The organism is Achromobacter sp. FW305-C-13 (assembly GCF_058783475.1).
The window spans coordinates 1,075,680-1,092,145 of sequence record NZ_JBYSYN010000002.1; the positions used below are offsets into that span (position 1 = coordinate 1,075,680).

17 protein-coding genes are annotated in these 16,466 nt (G+C 64.3%); 7 read left to right on the forward strand and 10 right to left on the reverse strand.

Translation table 11 applies throughout. The annotated features are described in order from the left end of the window. Positions 1-20: 20 nt before the first annotated feature. Both AC3WMU_RS16230 and AC3WMU_RS16235 read right to left on the reverse strand, forming a co-directional pair. Positions 21-821, reverse strand: a complete 801-nt coding sequence (locus AC3WMU_RS16230) for a hypothetical protein (protein WP_424625028.1) — start codon at positions 819-821, stop codon at positions 21-23. Continuing rightward, the gene (locus AC3WMU_RS16235) at positions 814-1,251 is read right to left on the reverse strand and encodes a response regulator (RefSeq protein WP_280026390.1); all 438 of its coding nucleotides are present in this window, start codon (positions 1,249-1,251) and stop codon (positions 814-816) included. Before AC3WMU_RS16235 ends, AC3WMU_RS16230 begins: the two co-directional genes overlap by 8 nt. 305 nt (positions 1,252-1,556) lie before the next feature. Between AC3WMU_RS16235 and AC3WMU_RS16240 the strand changes: the two genes are divergently transcribed. Next, on the forward strand, positions 1,557-2,075 hold the full coding sequence (locus AC3WMU_RS16240; RefSeq protein WP_006226577.1) for a hypothetical protein: 519 nt from the start codon (positions 1,557-1,559) through the stop codon (positions 2,073-2,075). Between the two features lie 166 nt (positions 2,076-2,241). After that, complete coding sequence (locus tag AC3WMU_RS16245; protein ID WP_492282656.1) at positions 2,242-2,610, forward strand: YMGG-like glycine zipper-containing protein; 369 nt, start codon at positions 2,242-2,244, stop codon at positions 2,608-2,610. On the opposite strand, the gene AC3WMU_RS16250 is transcribed toward AC3WMU_RS16245, so the two are convergent. Both AC3WMU_RS16250 and AC3WMU_RS16255 read right to left on the reverse strand, forming a co-directional pair. Further along, complete coding sequence (locus AC3WMU_RS16250) at positions 2,581-3,372, reverse strand: GntR family transcriptional regulator (protein ID WP_492282657.1); 792 nt, start codon at positions 3,370-3,372, stop codon at positions 2,581-2,583. The two genes, AC3WMU_RS16245 and AC3WMU_RS16250, sit on opposite strands and share 30 nt — an antisense overlap. A gap of 42 nt (positions 3,373-3,414) precedes the next feature. Then, the gene (locus AC3WMU_RS16255; protein WP_280026392.1) at positions 3,415-3,861 is read right to left on the reverse strand and encodes a cupin domain-containing protein; all 447 of its coding nucleotides are present in this window, start codon (positions 3,859-3,861) and stop codon (positions 3,415-3,417) included. A 200-nt stretch (positions 3,862-4,061) separates the two neighbouring features. On the opposite strand from AC3WMU_RS16255, the gene AC3WMU_RS16260 reads away from it, so the two are divergent. Together AC3WMU_RS16260 and AC3WMU_RS16265 are read left to right on the forward strand one after the other, a co-directional pair. Further along, positions 4,062-4,943 carry a dihydrodipicolinate synthase family protein gene (locus tag AC3WMU_RS16260; protein ID WP_424625031.1) on the forward strand — a complete coding sequence of 294 codons (882 nt, stop codon included), beginning with the start codon at positions 4,062-4,064 and terminating at the stop codon, positions 4,941-4,943. Continuing rightward, the gene (locus AC3WMU_RS16265; protein WP_006226572.1) at positions 4,940-5,905 is read left to right on the forward strand and encodes a Bug family tripartite tricarboxylate transporter substrate binding protein; all 966 of its coding nucleotides are present in this window, start codon (positions 4,940-4,942) and stop codon (positions 5,903-5,905) included. Before AC3WMU_RS16260 ends, AC3WMU_RS16265 begins: the two co-directional genes overlap by 4 nt. 11 nt (positions 5,906-5,916) lie before the next feature. Here AC3WMU_RS16265 and AC3WMU_RS16270 read toward each other — a convergent pair whose 3' ends face one another. From AC3WMU_RS16270 to AC3WMU_RS16280, 3 genes are all read right to left on the reverse strand, one after another. Beyond that, positions 5,917-6,834 carry a LysR family transcriptional regulator gene (locus AC3WMU_RS16270; RefSeq protein ID WP_492282658.1) on the reverse strand — a complete coding sequence of 306 codons (918 nt, stop codon included), beginning with the start codon at positions 6,832-6,834 and terminating at the stop codon, positions 5,917-5,919. A gap of 32 nt (positions 6,835-6,866) precedes the next feature. Beyond that, the gene (locus AC3WMU_RS16275; RefSeq protein WP_492282659.1) at positions 6,867-8,162 is read right to left on the reverse strand and encodes a serine hydroxymethyltransferase; all 1,296 of its coding nucleotides are present in this window, start codon (positions 8,160-8,162) and stop codon (positions 6,867-6,869) included. 209 nt (positions 8,163-8,371) lie between these two features. Then, positions 8,372-9,613 (reverse strand): calcium:cation antiporter, encoded by a 1,242-nt coding sequence (locus AC3WMU_RS16280; protein WP_492282660.1) that lies wholly within the window; start codon positions 9,611-9,613, stop codon positions 8,372-8,374. 200 nt (positions 9,614-9,813) lie between these two features. On the opposite strand from AC3WMU_RS16280, the gene AC3WMU_RS16285 reads away from it, so the two are divergent. Continuing rightward, a complete protein-coding gene (locus AC3WMU_RS16285; RefSeq protein ID WP_006226568.1) occupies positions 9,814-10,422 on the forward strand; it encodes a LysE family translocator in 609 nt (202 codons plus the stop codon). Between the two features lie 3 nt (positions 10,423-10,425). Here the strand turns inward: AC3WMU_RS16285 and AC3WMU_RS16290 are convergent, their stop codons facing one another. Continuing rightward, entirely contained in the window at positions 10,426-12,495 is a 2,070-nt protein-coding gene (locus AC3WMU_RS16290) for a DUF8189 domain-containing protein (RefSeq protein ID WP_454677747.1), read from the reverse strand. 224 nt (positions 12,496-12,719) lie between these two features. On the opposite strand from AC3WMU_RS16290, the gene AC3WMU_RS16295 reads away from it, so the two are divergent. Then, entirely contained in the window at positions 12,720-13,148 is a 429-nt protein-coding gene (locus tag AC3WMU_RS16295; RefSeq protein WP_427959948.1) for a GNAT family N-acetyltransferase, read from the forward strand. Between the two features lie 28 nt (positions 13,149-13,176). On the opposite strand, the gene AC3WMU_RS16300 is transcribed toward AC3WMU_RS16295, so the two are convergent. Together AC3WMU_RS16300 and AC3WMU_RS16305 are read right to left on the reverse strand one after the other, a co-directional pair. Then, positions 13,177-13,884, reverse strand: a complete 708-nt coding sequence (locus AC3WMU_RS16300) for a hypothetical protein (RefSeq protein ID WP_492282818.1) — start codon at positions 13,882-13,884, stop codon at positions 13,177-13,179. Beyond that, positions 13,884-14,780: a LysR substrate-binding domain-containing protein gene (locus AC3WMU_RS16305; protein ID WP_006226565.1), complete on the reverse strand. Its 897-nt coding sequence runs from the start codon at positions 14,778-14,780 to the stop codon at positions 13,884-13,886. Before AC3WMU_RS16305 ends, AC3WMU_RS16300 begins: the two co-directional genes overlap by 1 nt. Positions 14,781-14,907: 127 nt before the next feature. On the opposite strand from AC3WMU_RS16305, the gene argH reads away from it, so the two are divergent. Beyond that, complete coding sequence (argH, locus tag AC3WMU_RS16310; protein WP_492282661.1) at positions 14,908-16,440, forward strand: argininosuccinate lyase; 1,533 nt, start codon at positions 14,908-14,910, stop codon at positions 16,438-16,440. The last annotated feature ends 26 nt before the right edge of the window (positions 16,441-16,466 follow it).

A 16,466-nucleotide genomic window follows, 5' to 3' on the forward strand; every position in this document is an offset into this window, starting at 1 on the left:
GTTGTCCGGCCGGTAGGCGCTCAAAGATGCCGGTGGCTGCACGCCATCGGCGCATCGATCATTTTGCCCACGGCGTCCGCCATCTTTCTTGCGCTTTCTTCGTCCAGCCAGGCCGTGCGTATCGATCGAAAGCCCAGGCCCAGGCTGAAGTGCCAATCCAGATCGAAAATGTGATAGGCCTTGCCGGTGGCAGGGCAGTGCCATTGCACGTCGGGGTCTTCGAAGGCTGCCCCAATGAAATCGACGTGGTCGCCATAGGGAGGCAGGTCCGGTAGCGGCTCGCCGGTTTCCGGCAGGCTAGGGACTTCCAGATTTTCGCCGACATGCACAGCGGGATTCGGGCCGTCATAGGCCAGGAGCATCAAGCCGAATTGTTGCGGATCGGTGTCGTACGTCTGGGCGATATGCGGGCTCATGAATGCGCGTGCCGCGGGACCGATCAGGTAATGCGGGCTGCGCCACGAGCTGCCCTCGTCATTCTGAAGGGTGCAATCGAGTTCGATGCCGTGGCCGGTCAGCAGTTCGAGCGTTTGCGCGATGCTGAAGTCCGGCGCGGCCTTCAGGCCCGCGGGCAGGGCGGGACACCCTTCGTACAACGCCAGCACCTCGGCGGGGCTGCGCATCGAATCTTCGTATCGGTAGGTGCAGTCCAGGGTCTGTGCCAGCGTCAAGCTCAGGTCCACCAGCGCCGGCATCGGCACGTTGCGTCCGAACGGAGGCAGCACCATGCCGGTTTCCAGCAGACGGGCTTCAAGCTGTTTCCAATCCGGCGGCGGCAGATGGGGATACCGCGGAAACAGGAACTGGTGATGTTCAGACATGCGCCGCGTCTAGAACGACGTGCGGCCGCGCGAGGGCATCGGGGTTGCCCCGGTAACGCGGCTGCCGCGCAGGCGCGGTCATCAGGCGGCGGATCGTCTTCAGCACTTCTTCCGGCTCGGCCGGTTTGCGCAGGTACGCCGCATAGCCGTCGCAGGTCTCGCTGATTTCATGCTCGGGCCGCCCGCTCAGCACCAGCACGGGCGTTTCGCTTAGATAGGCGTTTTCGCGCATCGCGGTGAGCAGTGCGCCGCCGTGCATGCCCGGCATGGAAAAGTCGGTGATCACGAGGTCAGGGCGCAGGTCAAGCATCTGCCGAAGCGCGGTCAGGCCGTCGGTATGCGTCGTGACGTCATAGCCTTCCATGCGCAAGATCTCGCTCAACATGTCGACCAGCATCGGCTGATCGTCGACCAAAAGTATTTTTTTCATGATGGTTCAATGCCACGTACTGCAGCGTTTGGATTTCTGGCCGCCCTGGCCGTCCGCAAGCGCCGTTGTTGTACGGCCATGCGAAGTGTGGTGGGGCAGGGCCAGCGGCATTTCGCTCCTTCCGGGCGCTGACGGGGCAGGCGAAAGGAGGATGGCGGACCGTGGATAGCCGCATCCTAGGGCATGCGCGTTGTTCATGTGTGTCGTAATTGTATCGGGAGGAAACGAGTGCTTGGCTCGCCGTGCTTTAATTCGATCTGGATCACGCGCGCGGCAACGCGCTACGCACCTCACAGGAGCCGGACTTGCCCATAGAATTCGATCAGATCGAGAGCGGTTTCATGGACACGTTGCGGACGCAGTCCGCCTTCGCAGGCTGGAAGAAGAAGCGCAAGCGTTGCCTTTGGCGCGCGCTTGGCGACGTACAGCAAGGCGTGGAGCTGATCCGCTACAAGGCCTCTTTCGACAATCGGCAATTGGTGTCCGTGGGCCTGTACGTATCCGTGCCCTGCGAGCGCGAGTGGCCGGTGTACGTGCCCAGCGAAATCTGGGACAAGGGTCGTCTGTACCGCCGGGCGTATCTGGTGCCCAGCCAAGGTCTGGTCGACGAGCCCACCTTCGCCAGCGGCGCTTCGGTCGCTATCGCTTCCGCGGAAGCGTTGGCCGCCTGGCTGGCTGCCCTTCCGGACGATATCGACGCGCACGTCACTCCCTGGTTCAAGCAATACGAGACGCTGGAAGCCGCCTCGTATGAGTATCAGATTCCTCGCTGGCGCCTGGAGAAGGCGGGTCTGGCTCCCTTGACGCCAGGAAGTTCGGGCTGATCGTCGCCGCGCAGAAAGCGATTGAAACCGCTTATACACCCCGTATCCCGGCCTGCGGGACTGACACATACCTGAAGTGATAACTTGCTTGCCAGACGAATGATTTCTGGTTCAAGCCGTTATGCATGGCTGCATCGCAGAAGCAGCCCGCTACAGGAGAATAAAGATGGCCATCACGAAACGACTCATTCAGGCGGTTCTCGCGGGCGTCCTGGCGTTGGGCGTCAGCATGACCGCCCAGGCCGACAAACAGACTCGCAATACCGTCATCGGCGTCGGGCTGGGCGGCGTAGCGGGCGCATTGCTGTCCGAAGGCGATCCTTGGGCGACCGTGGGCGGCGCGGCCGCCGGCGGCTTGCTGGGACACGTCATCACTGATGACGACCGCGGCGGGCGCCGCCACGGCTGGGACCGCGACCGGGGGCGCGACCATTCCTACCGTCGTGCAGGCTACCGGGGTTATGACGGTTATCGCGGCCACGACGGATACCGAGACCATAACCGTTCAAACGGGCGCCACCACCACCGCCGCTGATCCTGTCGGGCGCTTCTGGAGCCAGTCGACCACGAACTCCCCCGATTCATGGATGTGCGTGCGCATGGACTGGCGCGCGGCCGCCGGGTCGCGCGCCACAAGCGCCTCGACGATCGCCGCATGATGCTCGATATTCTTGTTCATGCGCGACGCGTACATGCCCAGCACGGTCATGTTCAGGATGTTCCTGGTGTAATCGGTATGCAGGTCCTTGATGACGCGCTCCAGCGACGAGTTGCCCGAAGCCTGGAAAATCAGGGAATGAAATTCGTGGTTCCTGGACACCCATTGCCGCATCGGCCCCGCGGCATGCCGGTTGGCGGCGGGGCCGCCCTTGTTGACTTCCGCATATAGCGCCAAGACCGCCTCCACGCATGCGGCGTGGGCGGATTGCAGCCTATGCAGATCGGCGTCGGTGATCCAGCGCGCTGCCAACTCCGCGGCCATTCCCTCCAGCTCTCCCCGCAGCCAATAGTTCTGGCCGATGTCTTTGACGGTGGGGGCGACCACGGTAGCGCCGTAGCGGGGTTGCTGGACGATCAGGCCCTTGATCTCCAGTTGCCGGAATGCCTCGCGCACCGGCGTCCGGCTGACGTCATACTCCTCGGCCAACGCCTCCTGCCGCAGCTTCCGTCCGGGCGGATAGGCGCCGTCAAAGATCTTTCTGGAAATCTCGTCAACGAGTTGCTGCACGAGGGCTTCCTGGGATTGTGGCGGCCTCACCGGATGGGCCCGGCTGCCGGGCGAGAAAGGTTGTTGCATGGTTCGCTCCCGCCCCGACATGCTGCACCCGGGGCTTCTGCCTCAGTGTTCCAGGTCTTTTTCGGTGATCTCGGGCAATTCGCCCTTGATGTTCATCCTGCCTTCGTACACGGGGCCGGCCTTGGTGGTGGGGCCCTGGTATTGCACGAAGAAGATCGTGCCGCCGGTTTGTGTGCTGAGCGCCTCTTCGATGTGCGGGTCGGGATGGAAGACGACGGTGCCGGGCCCGAAGCGCTTGCCACCCATATCGAACTCGCCGTCGATCACGTACCAGACCTGCGCAAAGTCGTGCCGGTGCAGCTTGAAGCCTGCTCCCGCTTCATAGCGCAGAAAGCCGGCGTTCGGTTCCGTCGGCCGTTCCGGGCGGGTATGGAACAGAAATTTCGTCTTGTTCTTGAACCGGCCCATTTCCCATTCCATGTCTTCGGGCACCCGGTACTCGGGCATGTGGTGAACCAGGGTCTGATCGTTCGCGTTGTTGCTGCTCATGGCAAGCTCCTTTTCTTGATGCGGCCGCCAAAGTCTATCGAGCTTGCGGCAAAAATACTGGATACAAGATTGGGCGTGAGTGCGCGCGTAAAGCAGGCTGGCTGGCATGCGGGCAAGGCATATCAGGCGCCTATAAATTTGATATTGGACCCGTCTGTCCAACCCTTCATAGACTCCATCGAATTATGGAGAGGTGACCTATGCACTTGAAGGGAATCATCGGGTATCTGCTGACGCCGTGCGACGACGGCGGCCGTGTCGATCATGCGTTGCTGGCGCGGCACGCAGAACGGCTGATCAGCGAAGGCGTGCACGCGCTGGCGCCGTTGGGCAGCGTCGGTTGTTTGCCATATCTGGCCGACCACGAACGCGAAGACGTCATCCGCACGGTCGTGGGTGTCGCCAATGGGCGTCTTCCCGTGCTGGCGGGCGTGTCCAGCCTGACCACGGCCAGCACCATCCGGCACGCGCAGTACGCGGAGCGCGCCGGCGCAAGCGCCATCCAGGTGCTGCCCAGCACCTACTGGAAGCTGACGGAACCCGAGATCTACGCGTATTACCGCGAGGTGAGCGAGGCGGTATCCCTGCCGGTGATGGTCTACAACAATCCGTTCACCACCGGCATCGATCTGTCCGTGCAGTTCCTGGCCAGGCTGGCGGAGCTGCCCACCGTGACGATGATCAAGGAAAGCAGCCCCGACGCCACAAAGATCGCCCGCCTGCGCAAGGCCTGCCCCGACAAGACCGCCATCTACGTCGGCCTGAACAGCATGGCGCTGCGCGGCTTTGCTGACGGCGCGGCGGGCTGGTGCACGGCGTCGCCCAACGTCAGCGCGCGGTTCGCGCTGAACCTGTATCGCTGTGCGATGTCCGGCGACAGCGAAGGTGCGCAAGCGTGGTTTGCGAAACAGATCGATCTGTTGGATTTCCTGATCGAGCATGGCCTGCCGAGATCCGTCTCTGCGGGCATGCAACTCCAGGGCGTATCGCCGGGACGATTGCGCGCGCCATTGTCCGCGCTGGGCGTGGAGCATGAACAAGCGCTTCTTGAAATCCTTAAAGGCATGGAGATCGTGAAATGAACAATGCATTGCGACGTTGCGCGGCAGGTCTGTTGGGAGTCGTCGTCCCGGTCGCGGCCGCCTGGGCGGGCGGATATCCGTCGCAACCCATCCGCCTGATCGTTCCTTTCGGCGCGGGCGGGGTGACGGACACGACCGCGCGGGTGTTCGCCGAAGGGCTGACTCGGGAATTGGGACAACCCGTCGTGGTCGAGAACCGGGCGGGGGCGGGCGGCTCGATCGCCGCCGGGGCGGTGGCGAAGTCGGCCGGAGACGGCTACACCCTGCTGGTCATCACCAACGGCATGGTTGCCGTCAACCCGCTTATCTACAAGACGCTGCCGTACGATCCGAACAAGGACTTCACCTACGTCGCCATGCTCGCCAACACGCCTACCGTCCTGGCAGTAGGGGTGGACAGCCCCTATCGGTCGCTGCGCGATCTGGTCGATGCGGCGGCAGTCCAGGCCGACAAGATCTCGTTTTCTACGGCAGGCGAGGGGTCCGATAACTATCAGGTGCTGGAGCTTTTGCAGCAGGCGACCGGCGTGAAGATGCTGCACGTTCCCTATAAGAGCGGCAACGAGTCTCTGACGGCCGTGATGAGCCGCAATACGGATGTGACCGCGGTATCCGCAGTGACGGCGGTAGGCTTTATCGAGGCGGGTCAGATCCGGCCATTCGCCGTGACCGCTTCCCGCCGCCTTGCGAGCCTTCCGGATATTCCGACCGTCAAGGAAGTGCTGGGCAAAGAGGCCGAGGGCGGATCGCTTTCAGGCATTGCCGTGCCTGCAACTACGCCCGCGGAAATCGTCGCGCGCCTGAATGCCGCCATTTCCGTGGTGGCGGCCAGCCCTTCGGTACAGGAAAAGATCTACGCGCGCGGCAGTGAACCTGTGGACAGGTCGCAGGAGGAGTTCGCGCGTAAAGTCGTCGAAGAACAGAAGAAGTGGGCGGGCATCCTGGCAGGCGTGCGGAAATAGGGGTGAACGCCTTAGGCTGGCTGCGCATCGCCTTGCGCGGCCAGTACCTCGCGGGCCGTGTCGGTAAACCAGCGGACCGCGGGGTTCATGCGATGGGCATGCACCGCCAGCGCCACGGGGTAGGTAAGCGGCGCGCCGGACGCGTCCACCAGATCCACATAGGCCACGTTGTCGATCGCAATCTGACGCAGGGCTTCAGGCACGATCGCCACGCCGAGTTCGGCTGCAATCAGCGGCAGGCTGATCAAGGCGTGGGAGGATTCCTGCATGACCTTCGGATGAAATCCGGCTTGCCGGCAGGCTGCCACGATTTCGCCCGCGAACCCCGGGCTGTCAGAATGGGCCAGTGTCACCAGCGTGTCGTCGCCCAAGTCGGACAGGGCTACCGTCCCCTGGCCTGCTGTGGGGTGCGTCCCGGGAACGGCCAGGATCAGTCGCTGCCGGTTCAGCGTGATCATATTGATGCCTGGCACCCTGGACGCGGGCGGAACCAGGAACGCGGCATCCAGCTCGCCGCGCTGCAATTCGCCCAGGATGCTGACAGTGCTACCGCTGGTCAAGCGCAGCCGGATGTGCGGAAAGCGCCGGGTGAATTCGGGCAGGATTAGCGGCAGCAAACGCAGCGCCGCGCTGGGAACCGCGCATACCCGCAGGGTGCCGATGCGGCCATGGGCGGCATCCCGCGTGACCTCAAGCGCAGATTGCGCGCCGTCCAACAGGCGCGTGGCCTCACCCAGAAAGGCGCCACCCGCGGCGGTCAGCCGCACGCCCAACCGGTCGCGTTCAAACAGCGGCGCGCCGATCTCGGCTTCCAGCCGCTTGATGGCAATGCTCAAGGGCGGTTGCGTCATATTGAGGCGTTCGGCCGCGCGCCGGTAGTTCAGCTCCGTGGCAAGCACCACGAACTGCTTGAGCTGCCTGAAGTCCATGTCTTGCTCCGCCTGCCCGGCTGGTCGGACGTCTAGTAAGGAAGCGGAAACCGCTTGGCCAGATCCGCAACGCCTGCGCGAACCGCGTCTTCCGTGCGGGCGTTGACCGTGCCCGCGCGTACGTCGCCGAGCACGGCCAGGATCATGTCTCCGATCTCCTTGAAGGCGTCGGGGCCCATGCCTCGGGAAGTGCAGGCGGCGCTGCCCACGCGTATGCCCGAGGTCACGGTCGGCTTGGCATCGTCGAACGGCACCGCGTTCTTGTTCAGGGTAATGCCGACCTGCTCCAGGGCCAGTTCAGCCGCATTGCCGGCCAGCCCCCACGGGCGCAGGTCGACCACACCCAGGTGGCAATCGGTGCCGCCCGACACGATGGACAGGCCGCCCTCGGTAAGCCGGTCGCACAGCGTTTGCGCATTGCCCACCACGGCTCGGACGTAGGTGCGGAACGACGGTTGCAGGGCCTCGCCCAGCGCGACGGCCTTGGCCGCGACGATGTGCATCAGCGGGCCGCCCTGCAGGCCGGGGAAAACGGCCGAATCGATTTTCTTCGCGATATCGCCGTCATTGCTCAGGATCATGCCGCCACGCGGCCCGCGCAGCGTCTTGTGCGTGGTGGTTGTGGTGACGTGGGCATGCGGCACGGGCGACGGGTAGACGCCACCGGCGACAAGCCCCGCGAAGTGCGCCATGTCTGCCATGAAGACCGCGCCCACGTCGTCGGCGATGGCGCGGAACCGCGCAAAGTCCAGCGTCCGGGAATAGGCCGAGCCGCCCGCGACGATCAGCTTGGGCCGTTCGCGTTTGGCAATCCGTTCCACGTCATCCATGTCTACGCGCTGCGATACCGGGTCCACCCCATAGCTCAGGGTCTGGAACCAGCGGCCCGACATGTTGACCTTCGCGCCGTGCGTCAGATGCCCTCCCGCCTTCAGGTCCAGGCCAAGGATCTTGTCTCCGGGCGTCAGCAACGCCAGATAGACGGCTTGGTTCGCTTGGCTTCCCGAATGGGGCTGCACGTTCACGTACCCGGCGCCGAACAGCAGCTTCGCCCGGGCGATCGCGATGTTCTCCGCCACGTCCACGTTCATGCAGCCACCGTAGTAGCGGCGTCCGGAATAGCCTTCAGCGTACTTGTTCGTCAGCACCGAACCCTGGGTATCGAGCACCGCGCGGCTGGCGAAGTTCTCAGAGGCGATGAGCTCGATCGAGTGCATCTGCCGATGTCGTTCCGCGTCGATGGCGGCCCAGATGTCGCGGTCGGCCTGTGGCAAGGCAAGGGCGCTGACAACGGGCAGCGGGCCGTCGGGAAGTGCAATGGTCGTCATGATGGATGCCTGCGGCAAAAAGAGGGGCGGTCAGGCCCGGCTTTACGGCGCGTCGCTAGCGTCTGCAAAAGTGACGATGGCGTCCAGGCGCCGGCCCTGGGCCAAAGAGGCAGTGTAGGAGGGCAGTGGCATAGCTATTCATGCCACTTTTTTTGCAATGGGCAGACCACTTGGTCTGCCCGATACGCCCGGTCGAAAGGCTTGCTGCGTCAGGGGTTGAACAGCAGGAACCCGTAGGTGATGAACAGCGCCAGGTGCATGGCGCCCTGCATGACGGAGGTCCGCTGGCCGTTGAATGAGAGCATGCCCAGCAGCACCGTCAAGGCCAGCAACACGGTTTCCAACGGCGATATCCCCATGATGACCTGCTTGCCCGTGATGAGGCCGATGGCCAGCACGGCGGGGACGGTCAGGCCGACGGTGGACACGAACGCGCCCAGGCACAGATTGATAGCGCGCTGCATCTCATTGTTCAGGGCGGCCCTGATGGCAGTCAGGGATTCCGGCGTGAAAACAATAATGGCGATCAGCACGCCGCTGACGGCGACCGGCGCGCCCGCAGTCGCCACGCCGTAGTCGATGACGATGGCAAGGTGATGCGCCAGCAGGACGATCGGAATGATCATGCCAAGCAGCAGCAGGCTGCTGCGCACGATGGCGGACCGCTCGCCGGGAGCGGATGCCTTGTCTTTCGCCTGCGCCGCGGTTTTTTCGGGCTGCGCCGCCACGGCCATCAGGCCGGGATGCGGCTGAATGAAGAGCCGCTTCTCGTTGCGCATCTGAAGCAGCAGGAACACGGCATACAGCGCGGCGGTGACCGCAGCAATCGTCCAGCCTTGCAGCGTCGTGAATTCGCCCGCGCCCGACAGGTAGTTGGGCAGGACCAGCGCCGTGCCGGTCAGCAGCACGATCATCGCCAGATAGGCGTTGGCGCCTTGGGCGTTGAACTCTTGCTCGCCATACTTCAGGCCGCCCGCGACCAGGCAGATCCCCATGACGAGATTCACGATGATCATCATCACCGCGAAGATCGAGTCGCGCCCGATGGTCGGAAACTCGCCCGGGCCAAGCAGCACCGAGGCAATCAGGATCACCTCGATCGACACGATAGAAAGCGTCAGGATCAGCGTCCCGTAGGGTTCGCCCAGCTTGTGCGCCAGAAGATCGGCTTCATGGACCACGCCGAACGAGGCGGCGATGATCGTGAAGAACAGCACCGCAAAGCAGGCGATGGCGGCGACGGGGGTAAGCGGCTCCGCCAACCATGCGCCGCCATAGACCGTGAAGGCGATCACGACAAGCCAGGCCCAGCCCAGCTTGAACCAGGTGGCCTTGGGAATGCGAGGAGCGTGCGAAGGGGGCGGGGCGGTCTCCGGTTCGGTCGCGGCAACCGAAGGCGCGCGAGGAACGACAGAGGTGGGGAGGAGGGCGGGGAATAGCGGGACGCGCATCGCTGGTCTTTCCATGAAAGATAAGCGGGGTCGTCCCCGATAAAGACACGCTAGTCAGGTCGTCCTGGCTGGCGAGAGCGAGTTGCTCGATCGCTGAAATTCTAACCGATCGGGACGCGGGGCAAGGTGCCCGCGGCGCGTTGGCACATCTTTCCCGTCCTGGGCTAGACTGGTCTCCCTTTCATCTGCCTGCCTCCGTCATGGCCCTGCACAGCTGGCTCATTTACCTGGTCGCCGTCATCGGCCTGTCGATCACGCCTGGTCCCAACACGCTGCTTGCGCTGACCCACGGCGCGCTGCACGGCCATCGCAAGGCGTTGTGCACCATCGCCGGTGGCGCGGTGGGTTTCATCGCCTTGATCGCCTTGTCCATGCTGGGCATCAGCGCGCTCTTGAAAGCCTGGGGGCCGGCGCTGACGGTGTTGAAGTGGGCGGGCGGCGCCTATCTGATCTGGCTGGGCGTCCAGCTGTGGCGTGCGCCGGGCGTGCAGCTGACGCCCGCGCCTGACATGCCCCGGCCGCGTCGCACGCGGATGTTCAGCCAGGGCCTTTTGTCCGCGATCTCCAATCCCAAGGCGCTGCTCTTTTACGGCGCGTTCCTGCCGCAATTCATCGATCCGGCGCGCAGCCTGTTCACGCAGTTCGTGATCATGGCGGGCACCTTCGCCGTCATCGAATTCCTGGTCGAGTATGTGCTGGCGCGGCTGGCGCACCGGGTGCGGCCGTGGCTGGAGCGTACCGGACGCCGCTTCAACAAGGTGTGTGGCGGCCTGTTCGCCGCCATGGGGGCGGCGTTGCCGGGTTCTTGACGCCTACTGCACCGTCGTAGGCGTTGCGGCGCGCGAGGACTGCGTGGGCATGCGCTCCAGGGTCAACGTGCCGGGTTCGCTGGACGATGGGCGGACCACCACGGCCTTGTTGGTATTGTTTGCGCCCAGGTTGGGTAGATCCGTCGGGCGGGCGGCCACGGCCGCGAAGGGGCCGCCGCCCGTCGACGGCACGCCGTCCAAGGTCAGGGTGCCAGCCCACAGGCCGTCGCGGCGCGATAGCACCTGGTATTGCTGGGGCGCGCCGGCAGTGCGTGCCACCACGTACAGCGTGCCATCAATGATATTGAGCGCCGGGGGCGACGCGGCCAGGGCGTCCAGTTTGGCCGGCTTGCCGTGCTCGACGAGCCAGAGCGGTCCGCCCGTGCGTTCCAGCAGCGCCAGGACGACGTTACCTTGCGCATCGGCGCTGATGGCCGGGCGCCCGATGTAGGGCACGCCCAGATCCGTTGCCGCGCTCCAGTCCATGTCGAGGTCGGTGGTGTCGCCGGCTTCCACCAGCTTGATCAGATGGTTGTTGCTGCGCTGGCGGAAATAGAGTTCCACGCGGTTTTCGTGGTTGCGGATCGCGGCCAGGCCGCCCGCCGCTTCGGGTGCCGGCACGCGGCGCCAGCCTTGCCATTCCGGCCGATGGCCTTTGGCGGCCGGCAGTTGGCGCGTGTAGAACAGTTCGCCCGCACCGGCCGATGCAAAGATCACATAGCGCCCGTCGGCCCCGCGCGCGGCGGCCGGGGCGCCGGTGGCGCCGTCCAGCGGCGGCAGGTCTTGCCAGGTGCTCCAGCTGCCGTCGATACCGGAGGGCGTGATCCAGTGCAGCACGCCGTCATAGCCCAAGGCCACGGCGGCCGCTTCACCGCGCGGCGCAACAGCCGGGATCTGCGTGACGCGCAGGCCGCCCAGCGCCTGCCAGCCTTGCCAAGTGCCATCGTGGCGCTGCTTGTTCGCCCACACGCCGCCTAGCGGGTCGCGCGCCATCAGGCCGGCCGTGCCGTCGGCATGGGTGAAGGAAACCAGCGGACCGCTGGTGCGCCCGCCCAGGCTTTGCCAGCGGCGCTGGCTGGAATCCCAGCGGTTGACGGCGGCATTGGTTTCACCGGCGGCGAACACCACGAGGCCACCGCGCCCGTCCGGATACAGCTGCGGTGCGATGTCCTGGCGGGAGACGTAATAGGCGCGCTGCACCCAGGCGGCAGCGGGGCCGGCGGGCTCTTTGCAGCCCGTCGGGCCGGCGCAATAGTGGTAGTCGTTCCAGGCGTAGTGCTGGAAGATCACCGACTTGCTGGCGATTTCCGTGTCGGCCAGGTTGGTGGCGCGTTCCTGGCTGGGGTAGTCGATGTAGCCGGTCTCGGCATAGTTTCCGGGCACGCGCAGCATGGCTTCGCGCACCAGTCGCGCGCTGGCGATGTGGTCCGGATGCCCATGGCCCGCGCAACGCCAGCAAAGCTGCGTATAGGGCACGACGATGGTGTCGTCCAGATGGCGCACCGTGGTCGGCTTGTATTGGCGGATCAGGTCCGCCAGGGTGTCGATCAGTTGCTCGCGCGTGTAAACCTGGGGGTAGGGGCCCAGCGTATCGACGCTTTGTCCGGGTTCCGATTCGGTGCGGCTCAGTGGCGTGAGGCTACCCCAGCCCTTGCCCAGCCATGGATCCTTCAGGCGCATGTGCCAAAGCTGCACACGCGGATTGTCCTGCAAGGTGAAGCGCGCGATGGCACGCCCGCCGGCCATGCCGGCATCTTCCTTCCACTGGTCGGGCTTGTGCGCCATGTAGGCGTAGGCGGCGCGGATGCCGCGTTCGCGGCCCAGCATGTAGCCGTCGCCTTCGCCCGCGTCGCTGGCCGTCAGGTAGATGACGCGCACGCAGCCGCCCGCCTCGATGTTGGAGGCGATGTCGGGGTTCATGAACAGCAGGTCGTCATCCAGGTGGGCCACGAAGGCCAAGTCCTTGATGCCATGGCATTGCTCCAGCGTCGGCGGGGCGGCCAACGCGGAAGCGGAGACTAGAACGGTGACTGCACAGAACAGCGCCCGGCAAACGGGGCGTACTAAGGCCATCAAAGCTGGCATAGGTGGGCGTCGCTTAAAAGGCGCGGCGCGGCAGTGTGTTTTTGGTTCAACGAGTATAGCGGGCAGGTGTTGCGGGCTGACGAAGGAACCGGAACAGAGTGTTGGATAGGGTGTCAGTCTGCAATGGCGCGGTTTGACGTAGGGTCCGTCACCTTTTTTCATTGGTAGACTGGTGGCCCGCAGCCCCGATCTGCAGTCAGAATGCCCATTCCGTGAACATCCGTCCGGCCCTACACAGTGACATCCCTTTGCTTGTGGAACTGGATCCGATCGCCGATCGCGAATCGGGCCGGCGGGAATTCATCGCACAAAGCGTCGCCGCGGGTCAATGCTGGGTGGCGACGGGGCCAGGGCAGGAGGCGTCGCCCCTCGGGTACGGGGTCCTCAATCGCGCGTTCTTCGACCACCCCTTCATTGCCCTGGTCGTCGTGAAATCGTCTGCACGGCGCCGTGGCGTCGCGACGGCAATTGTTCGAAGCTTGGCTTCGCAATGCGACGGCGCCAAACTGTTCACGTCGACGAACACGTCCAATCTTCCGATGCGGGCCCTGCTTGAGCGGTTGGGATTCATCGCCAGCGGCCGGATCGATAACCTGGACGACGGCGATCCTGAACTGGTGTTCGTGAAGTTCTTCGACTGATACGTGGCGCGGCGGACGCGCCCGCGCCTTATGCGGCCGGCTCCCACCGTCCCGAGGCCGGGTCCACCACCGCGCGCACGCCGCCCGCCCACACCTGCTCATCCTCCATGCCTGCCGCCCGTTGCGGGTCGATATCTAATACCACGCCCAGCGCCTGCGCGACGCACGCCGCTTCAACCGGCAATTCCCAGGTCAGGAACAGTTGAGTGAGATCCTCATCGGCAGCGAAGTCAGTGGCTTGAAAACCGTTGCTGCCACGTGGGATCACGGCATGCGGCTGGCAGGTATCGAAGAGGATGGCGGTGCCCCGGACGAGCGGGATGCGATGCCCGGAATACGGGAAGTGCACGTCCAGCCCCTTGTCGTCGCTCAGGAACAGGTTGCAGAAGGCGGCGCTGCCGTATTGTTCGCCGTCATGGTGATACCTGGCGCCGCGGCATGCCATCAGGGCAATGTCGCTGTCGGCAAGCACGTCGCCCAGCCCCAGCGCGCGTGTCCAGGTGCCCATGGCCTGCACGCAGCGCTCGTAGTCGGGCCAGCGCACTTGCGTTCGGGCCAGCGGCATCTGTTCGACGTCGCCAGGCTCCAGTGACAACCGGGTGGTGATTTCGCGATACCAATCAGCGACTACGCGGGCGGGGGGCGGGGGCACGTCGACCATGCCTGACAGCACCGTGCCACCCACGCTGCGGCTGCGGATCGCGTTGCCGCTCCAGAAGTAGGAGGTGAGAGGCATCATTTTTCTGCCGCCTGGTTCAGCAAGGTGAACACTTCCTGCACGCAGTCCGCCATTTTCCTGGCCAGCGCGCCCACGGGGAAGTGGTCGGAGGTCACCGCGTAGCTGGGAAATTCGATTTTTTCCGAGAACGGGATTTCGCGCAGTTCAGGCATGTTCAGCGCCCGCGATACGACGGGGTTGATGATCGAAACGCCCAGCCCTCTGCCCACCATCGAGCAGATGGTCGTGGCGTAAGGCGTTTCGATCGACAGGATCCGCGAATCATCGGGGAAGTGCCGGTCGACCGATGCGCGGTTGAAACTGCCTGCCGGCAACGAGATGAAATTCTCGTCGTTGAAGTCGGCGGGCTTCAGTATTTTCTTGCGGGCCAGCCGGTGCGTGCGCGGCACGATCGCGACGCCGTGCGCCGCGTTGATCCGCGCGTACTGCAAGCCTGGCACGTCGGCCTGGATGGAGGCGAAGCCGATGTCGCAGAAGCCGGTGGCCATCCACTTCGCCACCACGTCAGACCCACCCGTGCTGACCACGACCGGAATGTCCGAGACCTTGTCCCTGAACAGCCGGAGGGCGTCTGGCAGCACGCATTGCGTGATGGAGCCCACCGCGCCGACCCGCAGCAGGCCCGTGCCCCGGCGGCGGATGGAACTGGCGCTGTCGTTCAACGATTCCAGGCCGATGAAGGCGCGTTCGACGTCGGCGTAGAACGCATCGGCTTCAGGGGTAGGGATCAGCCGGGTGCCGACGCGTTTGAACAGCACGAAACCCAGCGTGTTTTCAAGCAGCGCGATCCAGCGGCTGACATTCGGCTGCGAGGTGTGCAGCAGCCCAGCCGCCGTCGTCATCGAGCGCGTCATCATCACGGCGCGAAAAGCTTCGACCTGCTTGAAATTCATCGTTCAGTCCAGAAAGACGGCGTACGGATAATCATATCAATTTTGTATTTGAAGCCGTAAATATCTGATTTGACGCATAAGTTGGCGCAGACGGAGACTACAGTTTTCGTGTTCCTACCGGACTGAAATGGAATCCAAAGTCAGCAGCCGCCTGAAGCAACCGCTTGCCCCGGAAGTGCTTCAATATATTTTCCTTCCGCGCTTGAATCGCGAGTTCTTCGCCAATTTCGAGATGCTGAATCAGATCAACCTTGCGCATCTGGTGATGCTGCACGAGCAGGGCATCCTGGACCACGACGCGTCGGTCCGGTTGGCCCAGGCGTTGCTCAAGATGCAGGCCGACGGGCCAGATGCGGTGGAGTTGGATGCCGCACGCGAAGAGGCCTATTTCAACTACGAGGCCCATCTGATCAAGCTGGTGGGGCAGGAGCTGGGCGGGCGCCTGCATACCGCGCGCAGCCGCAACGACATCGGCGCCACCGTCGACCGGATCCGTGCGCGGGATTTCACGGCCCGGATCGCGACCGCCTTGATCGACGTCGCCGATGCGGCACTGCGCCAGGCTGGCCAGTACGCCGACTGCGTGATGCCCGGCTATACGCATATGCAGGCCGCGCAGCCGATCACTTATGGCTATTACCTGTCAGCGCTGGTCGACGCCTGGTCACGTGATGTCGACCGCTTGCTGCACGTGTTGGAAACCATGAATGCGTCCCCCTTGGGCGCCTGCGCGCTGGCCGGCACGTCGTTTCCGATCGACCGCGACACAACCAGCGCGATGCTGGGCTTCAGCCGCCCGCTGGCAAGTTCGCTGGACAGTGTCGCATCGCGGGATTTTGCGCTGGAGCTGAGCGCTTCGCTGTCGATCATGATGATCACCAGCAGCAGGATGGTGCAGGACTTTTATATCTGGTCGACGCCGGAGTTCGGCTACCTGTCGTTCCCGGACAGCATCGCCAGCACGTCCAGCATCATGCCGCAGAAGAAGAATCCGGCGGTGTTGGAATACCTGCGTGGCAAGACCGGCCACTTGATCGGCTTGACCTCGGCGGCTTTCGCGACGGTGAAGTCGACGCATTTCACGCACTCGGGCGACAGCAGCCGCGAGAGCACGCGGACCTGCTGGGAAGCCTGCGAAGAGGCGTTGAGATCGCTGGCGCTGATCAAGCTGCTGGTGGAACGGGTCGAACCGAACCGCGCGCGCATGGCCTCGCGCGCGGCCGAGGACTTCTCCACCGTCACCGACCTGGCCGACCTGCTGGTGCGCAAGGCCGACGCGTCGTTCCGCGACGCCCATCACATCATCGGCGCCGTGGTCCGGCAGGCATTGGAAGCGGGAATTCCCGCCAAGGACATCACGCCCCAGATGGTCAATGCTGCAGCCGCCCAGCAGCTTGGCCGGCAGGTCGCGCTGCGCGAAGACGATATCGCCGCATGCTTGGACCCGGTCCGCAATGTGGCGGCGCGCCAATCGTTCGGCGGGCCCGCGCCAAGCCTCGTGACCGGCCGTATCGGCGAGCAGCAGGCAGAGCTGGCCAAGCAGCGCAGCGCCATCGCCGCGACGCTGCTGCGTGTGGCGGATGCGCAGGATCTGTTGCGGCAACGCGTGCAAACGCTTATTTCATCCGAGTCAGCGGTGACTTCCGTCCTGGAAGCTTGACTGGCCATAACAATCAAGGGGAATTC